Genomic DNA, 6469 nt, shown 5'->3' on the forward strand with positions numbered 1-6469 from the left:
GCATTAACGCGCTTTGGCCCGGAACGATCGCAGGATCTTGGCCAAAGCGGGCGCGGCGGCGCCCAGTTCGTCCAGATGAATGCGCGAGAGCGACCGCAGCTTCTGCTCGCCCTTGGCCGTCAGCTTAACCAGGACGCGCCGTGCGTCCTGGGGATCGGCCTCCCGGCTGATCAGCTTCAGTTTCGCCATGCGATCCACCAGCTCCACCGCGGTATGGTGCCGGATCAGGAGGAAGCGCGCGATGTCGCCGACGCTTGCACCGTCAGGGGCGGCCAGGCCCTTGATCGCCAGCAGCGCCTGGTGCTGCTGCGGCGTCAACCCGGCGTTCTGCGCCGCCGTCTCGCTGAAGGCCAGGAAGGTCCGGAGCTGATAGCGGAACTGCGCAAGCGCGGTGTAGTCGGCCTCACGCATCGCGCTGCCCCTTGAGGGCGCCGCGGTCGCCGGACGTGTCGTCTTCCGCTTCGATTGGGTCATTCCTGCCTGCGACATCGAGCCCGCCGGCGAAGCAGGCGGTCGCTGCCGAGACTAGCAAGGAAGGATGGGCGGAACCAACCGAGCGGCGCCGCAGATGCACAAATATCGGAGCCTATTCGAAACTGGAGAGCAGGATCTTCACCAGGATGACCTGAAACGCGATCGGGATGCGAACGCTCTTCCGCCTGATTGACCGCTGAAGCGCGCTGGCGACCTCGGCGCTGGTCAGAGCGCCGGCCGATGCATTGGTAATCAACTCCGCCCACATCTGCGACAGCGAGCCGCCGGGCGGGATCACGGGCTTGATGGTGACGCCACAGCCTTGCGCCCAATCCACGATCTCCCGCATCGTGTGGGGACCGCAGTTGCGCGCGGTCGCGAGCCGCTCGGCCGTCAGCACGCGCAGCAGCTCGCGCGAGGGCGACCACGCCCCCTTCGGCGGCTGCTCGCCGGTGAGTTCGACCGCAAGCTCCTTCAGGACGTTCTGAGCGCGCACGCTCAGTCTCTTCATCGGGGCCGGTGCGCGCTTCGCCTGAACGGAGCCGACGGCCGGTCCCCGCTCGCCGGTCGGGCGATTGCGCGGCTCGGACACGCGGGAGGCGTCGCCTGACTGCGGCGCCGCGCGCTGGTCGTTGCCCTCCCCCGCGGGCCACGCAGCCTCCGGCCGCTCTGCCTCCTGCGGCCAGGATCGTCGCTTCCGGGCACCCGCCACTGTCGTCTGCCGCGCCATTTCTCTCGCCGAACCCACCATCCTCGTACTCACAAAGACTAATATATATCGTGATCCGATATGTTTTCACGTGATAATTTTCGTCGTTCGACCAAAGACGAAATTGACAGAAGGACTTCACAAGCAATGCTTAGGGCCAAGAGCTACACGCGGATGTGACGTGCCCGGCGCAGCAGGCCAGCGAGGTCGGCTGGCGCCGGACAGGTCATGCTTGCGCCTGCAAACAAGAACGATGTTCGGAGGAAACGACCATGACTGACGATCTCATCCGCCGCGGCCTCTCGCGCCGTGGTCTGCTGCAGACCACAGCTAGCCTGATCGGCGGCTCGATGCTGCCCGCGATGCCGGCCTTTGCCGAGGATAAGCCGGCGATCGGCTCGTATCCCGCCGGCGTTTCGGGTTCCACCGCCTTCATCGGCATCTCGGTCCCGCGCACCGGCACCTACGCCGTGCAGGGCGAGGACGAGCTCAAGGGCTACCAGCTCGCGATCGAGCACATCAACAGCGGCCATGACCTGATCAAGAAGATCTCGCCGAAGACCAGCAAGGGCGTGCTCGGCAAGGAGCTGAAGTTCGGCGTCGCGGATTCCGCGGCCAAGCCGAACGAGGCGGTGCAGGCGCAGCAGCGCTTCATCAGCGAGAACAAGGCGATCATGATCACCGGCGGCACGTCGAGCGCCGTTGCGGTCGCGCTCAACAAGCTCGCGCAGCGCGAACACGTGCTGTTCGTGTGCGGCATTTCCGGCTCGAACGACACCACCGGCAAGGACTGCGTTCGCTACGGCTTCCGCCAGAACTTCTTCGGCCAGACCGCCGCCGCGGCGATCGGCCCGGTGATAGTGAGGGAGTTCGGCAAGAACAAGAAGGCCGCCTACCTGACGCCTGATTACACCTACGGCCACACCGTCACCAAGTCGATGCAGGACTTCCTCGCGACTGCGGGCTGGACGACGGTGACCAACCAGGTCGCACCGCTCGGCGCGCCCGACTACTCCTCATATCTGCTGAACGTCGCGAATTCCGGCGCCGACGTGCTCATCAACGTCAACTGGGGCCACGACGCGGTGCTGTCGACCCAGCAGGCCAAGCAGTTCGGCGTGCTCGACAAGATGAAGCTGGTCGTTCCCTACCAGGTCCCCTTCATCGCGCGCGAGACCGGCGGCCTGATGCAGGGCGTCTACGCCGCCACCGACTATTGGTGGACGATCGAGGACAAGTTCCCACTCGCCAAGATGTTCAACGAGGCCTTCGAGAAGAAGTACGGCTACAAGCCCGAATGGGGCGCCGAGAACGCCTATGTCAGCTTCGCCCACTGGGCCCGCATGTGCGAGCAGGCCGGCAGCTTCAATCCGCCCGACGTGATCAAGGCCTATGAGAAGGGCGAGACCCTGCCCTCGCTGGTCGGCGACGTGCATTACCGCCCCGAGGATCACCAGTGCGTCCGCCCGGTGATCATCGTGAAGGGCAAGATGCAGAAGGACATGAAGAACAAGGAAGACTGGTACGACGTCGTCGAGATCGTCCCGGGTGAAGGCCTGATGCAGAAGCCGGACGCGTTCGGCTGCCATCCCGGCGATTACAGCTGAGCCCGCACTAACCCCTGTGACGCCGCGGGCTGCACTCTGGTCCTGCGGCGTCACCTTTTTCTGACGCGCACCATCGCGCGTCACAACGGCGATTGTCGCATGATCAGTTGGCCCAACCTCGTTTCGCAGCTTTTCAACGGGCTCGCGCTCGGCGCCCTGCTCGCGCTGATCAGTTCCGGCCTGACCATCATCTACGGCACGCTCGGCGTGCTCAACCTCGCCCATGGCGCGATGTTCATGATCGGCGGCTATGCCGGCTTCGTCGCCTACCAGTACACGGAGTCGTTCCTCATCGCCGTCATCGCGGGTTCGCTGTTCGTGATGCTGCTCGGCGTCGTGATGGAACGCGTCATCATCCGCCATTTCTATCACCGCCCGCACGAGGACCAGCTGCTCGTGACCTTCGGGCTCGGCATCTGTTTCGTCGAGCTCGTGCGCCTGATCTTCTCGAGCCAGTCGCAGCTGGTGCCGCCGCCGGCCCTGTTCCAGGGCATCACCAATCTCGGCTTCATGTTCTATCCGACTTACCGCCTCGCCGTCGTCGGCATCGTCGCGGTCGCCCTCGGCGCACTGTTCATCGTCCTCTACCGAACCCGGCTCGGCATGATCGTGCGCGCCGGCATCGAGGATTCGGTGATGGTCGATTCGCTCGGCATCAACGTCTACCGCGTCTTCATGGTCGTGTTCGGCATCGGCGCAATGGCCGCCGGCTTTGCCGGCATCGTCAACGCGCCGGTGGTGTCGCTGACACCGGGGATCGGTGACGACATCCTGGTCCAGACCTTCGTGGTGGTGGTGATCGGCGGCGTCGGCTCGTTCCCCGGCGCCATCCTCGGCGGCCTGATCGCCGGCGAGATCATCAGCGTCACCTCCATGTTCAACCCCGGCTATGCCTATGTGATGCTGTTTGCGGCAATGACGCTCGTGCTCGTGGTGCGACCGCATGGCCTGCTCGGCGTCCAGGGCCGCGAGTAAGCGATTTCCTGATGCTCAAGCAACGCCCGTTCCTGATCGAAACCCTGACCGCAATCGGGTTGATCGCAGCCCCCTTTTTGCTGCCGCATCTCGGTTTCGCGCCCAACACCGTGAACCGGATCCTGGTCTGGGGTCTGTTCGGCCTCGGCTTCGACATCCTGTTCGGATTCACCGGCCTGCTGTCGTTCGGCCAGTCCGCCTTCTACGGCACCGGCGGCTTCGTCGCCGCGTACCTGCTGACACGCGCAGGCTTCAGCAACGTGCTGGGCGCGCTGATCATCGGCATGATCGCGGCGGCTGTGACCGGCTATCTGATCGGCCTGATCGCGCTGCGTCGCACCGGCATCTACTTCGCCATGATCACGGTGGCGATCGCGGAAGTGTTCTTCTTTGTCGAGTTCAATCCGCTCTCGGATTTCACCGGCGGCGAGAACGGCCTGCCGGGCGTACCGACACCGAGCTTCAATCTCGGTTTCACGACCGTCCACTTCACCAATGGCTGGTCGCTCTACCAGTTCATCGCGCTGTGCTATTTCGTCGGCGTCATCATCGCGCTCAGGATCGTGCGCTCGCCGGTCGGCGCCATCTTCAGCGCGATCCGCGACAATCCGTTGCGCGCCACCGCCGTCGGCCACAACATCCATGGCTACAAGTTGACCGCCTTCGTGATCGCTGCGGCCTATGCGGGCTTCGCCGGCGGCCTGCTCGGCGTGCTCCAGGCGTTCATGCCGCCCGACGCTTTCACCTTCGACACCTCGGGCCAGCTCGTGATGCAGACTGCCATCGGCGGCAGGGGCACGTTGTTCGGACCGCTGGTCGGCGCGGCGGTCTGGCTCTTCCTTCAGGACTTTCTTCAAGCAGCACTGGGCCTCGGAGCGGCCTGGAAGCTCGTGCTGGGCGTCGTGTTCGTGGTGCTGGTCTGCTTCCTGCGCGGCGGCATTGTGGGCGGCCTCGCCGATCTCTACGGCCTCGTGTCCGGCAAGCGAGCGCGGCCGGCTGCGGAGACGGAGGAGGAGGCTGAGATCGAGACGCCCCAGCAAGCTCCGCCGGCGCCGATGCAGGCCAAGGAGGTCGCGCATCCCGCCTATTCCGGGCCGATCCTGAAAGCCACCGGCCTGACCAAGCGCTATGGCGGTCTCGTCGCCAACAGCGACATCGATTTCAGCGTCAATCAGGGCGAGCTGCGCGGCATCATCGGTCCCAACGGCGCCGGCAAATCGACCTTCTTCAAGATGCTGACCTGCGAGATCGCGCCGACCTCCGGCCAGATCGTGTTCGAGGGCCGCGACATCACGGGGTTGAAGGTCACCGAGGTTTGCCAGCTCGGGCTCACCAAGAGCTACCAGGTCAACCAGCTCTTCACTGGCCTCACGGTGCGGCAGAACCTGACGATCGCGGCACTCGCCGAGCTGCGCGGCAAATTCCGGCTCGACCTGTTTCGCAAGCTCTCGGGCGTGAAGGGCCTGACGGAGCAGGTCGAGCACACCCTTGCCCTGGTCAATTTGACCCGCCGCGCCGACACGCCGGTATCCGAGCTCGCCTATGGCGAGAAGCGCCGGCTGGAGATCGGGCTTGCACTCGCCACCTCGCCGCGCCTGCTGCTGCTCGACGAGCCGCTCGCGGGCATGAGCCCGCGCGAACGGGTCGAGACCGTCAAGCTGCTCAAATCGATCGCGCGCGGCCGCACCGTGATCATCATCGACCACGACATGGATTCGCTGTTCGAGTTGGTCGAGCGCGTAACGGTGCTCCAGGAGGGCAAGGTGCTGCTGGACGGCACACCGGAGGAAATCAGGACCAACGCCGCAGTGCAGGAAGCCTATCTCGGCGGCGTCCACGGAGAGATCGCCGCATGAGCCTGATCGAGGTCAATGGCCTGAACAGCTATTACGGCGACTCCCACATCCTGTTCGACGTCGCCATGCGCGTCGAGCGGCACGAGGTAGTGGCGCTGCTCGGGCGCAACGGCGCCGGCAAGAGCACGACGCTCAAGAGCCTGATGGGCGTCGTGACTCCCCGCAGCGGCAGCGTGAAGTTCGACGGCATCGATATCGCCGGACGCAAGAGCCACAGAATAGCGCAGGCCGGCATGCAGCTCGTGCACGAGGAGCGCCGGATCTTCGGCAGCTTGTCGGTGGAGGAAAACATCGTCCTCGCCGGGATCACCGCACCAAAGCGCTGGCCGCTCGCGCGCGTCTACGAGATGTTTCCGCGGCTGAAGGAGCGGCGCAACAACCGCGGCACCGAGCTCTCCGGCGGCGAGCAGCAGATGCTCGCGATCGCACGGGCGCTGGTGCGCGATCCGAAGATCGTGCTGCTGGACGAGCCGTTCGAGGGGCTCGCGCCCGTCATCGTCCACGATCTCGTCAAGGCCTGCCGTGAGCTCGCCGCCGCCGGCCAGACCATCGTGCTGGTCGAGCAGAATCTGGCGGCGACGCTGGCGCTGGCGACGCGGATCTACATCATCAACAACGGCCACATCGTGCACGAGGGGCCGGCGCAGGAGCTCAAGGCCCAGCCGGAACTGCTGCAGCGATACCTTGGCGTCTAGGTCGAGTCCTCCTAAATCCGGGATATCTGCTTCGTGGGGGTAGCATGCGGCCTCGCCCCCGGAATGTCGCCTTGTGCCGATTTTGTTGCAAAAGTCAGTTGAGACGAACTGGCAAGCGTGATTCCGTTGTGTTGGCGCGAATCGCGACGAGGT

At 64.9% G+C, this 6469-nt stretch carries 6 protein-coding genes; 4 read left to right on the forward strand and 2 right to left on the reverse strand.

Annotation, left to right across the window (positions count from 1 at the left end; genetic code table 11):
- Positions 1–3: 3 nt before the first annotated feature.
- Positions 4–474, reverse strand: a complete 471-nt coding sequence (locus JQ627_RS19690; protein WP_212485797.1) for a MarR family winged helix-turn-helix transcriptional regulator — start codon at positions 472–474, stop codon at positions 4–6.
- Between the two features lie 112 nt (positions 475–586).
- Positions 587–1204, reverse strand: coding sequence for a hypothetical protein (locus JQ627_RS19695; protein WP_212485798.1), 618 nt, complete (start codon positions 1202–1204; stop codon positions 587–589).
- A 251-nt stretch (positions 1205–1455) separates the two neighbouring features.
- On the opposite strand from JQ627_RS19695, the gene JQ627_RS19700 reads away from it, so the two are divergent.
- The 4 genes from JQ627_RS19700 (at position 1456) to JQ627_RS19715 (ending at position 6316) form a co-directional block, all read left to right on the forward strand.
- Positions 1456–2790 carry a substrate-binding protein gene (locus JQ627_RS19700; RefSeq protein ID WP_212485799.1) on the forward strand — a complete coding sequence of 445 codons (1335 nt, stop codon included), beginning with the start codon at positions 1456–1458 and terminating at the stop codon, positions 2788–2790.
- A 99-nt stretch (positions 2791–2889) separates the two neighbouring features.
- Positions 2890–3765: a branched-chain amino acid ABC transporter permease gene (locus JQ627_RS19705; RefSeq protein WP_212485800.1), complete on the forward strand. Its 876-nt coding sequence runs from the start codon at positions 2890–2892 to the stop codon at positions 3763–3765.
- 11 nt (positions 3766–3776) lie between these two features.
- Positions 3777–5621 (forward strand): ABC transporter permease subunit, encoded by a 1845-nt coding sequence (locus JQ627_RS19710; RefSeq protein WP_212485801.1) that lies wholly within the window; start codon positions 3777–3779, stop codon positions 5619–5621.
- Positions 5618–6316 (forward strand): ABC transporter ATP-binding protein, encoded by a 699-nt coding sequence (locus JQ627_RS19715; RefSeq protein WP_212485802.1) that lies wholly within the window; start codon positions 5618–5620, stop codon positions 6314–6316. Before JQ627_RS19710 ends, JQ627_RS19715 begins: the two co-directional genes overlap by 4 nt.
- The last annotated feature ends 153 nt before the right edge of the window (positions 6317–6469 follow it).

It is taken from the genome of Bradyrhizobium liaoningense (assembly GCF_018130785.1).
Taxonomy (GTDB): domain Bacteria; phylum Pseudomonadota; class Alphaproteobacteria; order Rhizobiales; family Xanthobacteraceae; genus Bradyrhizobium; species Bradyrhizobium liaoningense_A.

What these genes read in the sequence shown, in the direction of transcription:
- JQ627_RS19700 (WP_212485799.1), top strand. Translation starts at nt 1,456, where the DNA reads ATGACTGACGATCTCATCCGCCGCGGCCTCTCGCGCCGTGGTCTGCTG.
- JQ627_RS19690 (WP_212485797.1), bottom strand. Translation starts at nt 474, where the DNA reads ATGACCCAATCGAAGCGGAAGACGACACGTCCGGCGACCGCGGCGCCC.
- JQ627_RS19695 (WP_212485798.1), bottom strand. Translation starts at nt 1,204, where the DNA reads ATGGCGCGGCAGACGACAGTGGCGGGTGCCCGGAAGCGACGATCCTGG.
- JQ627_RS19715 (WP_212485802.1), top strand. Translation starts at nt 5,618, where the DNA reads ATGAGCCTGATCGAGGTCAATGGCCTGAACAGCTATTACGGCGACTCC.
- JQ627_RS19710 (WP_212485801.1), top strand. Translation starts at nt 3,777, where the DNA reads ATGCTCAAGCAACGCCCGTTCCTGATCGAAACCCTGACCGCAATCGGG.
- JQ627_RS19705 (WP_212485800.1), top strand. Translation starts at nt 2,890, where the DNA reads ATGATCAGTTGGCCCAACCTCGTTTCGCAGCTTTTCAACGGGCTCGCG.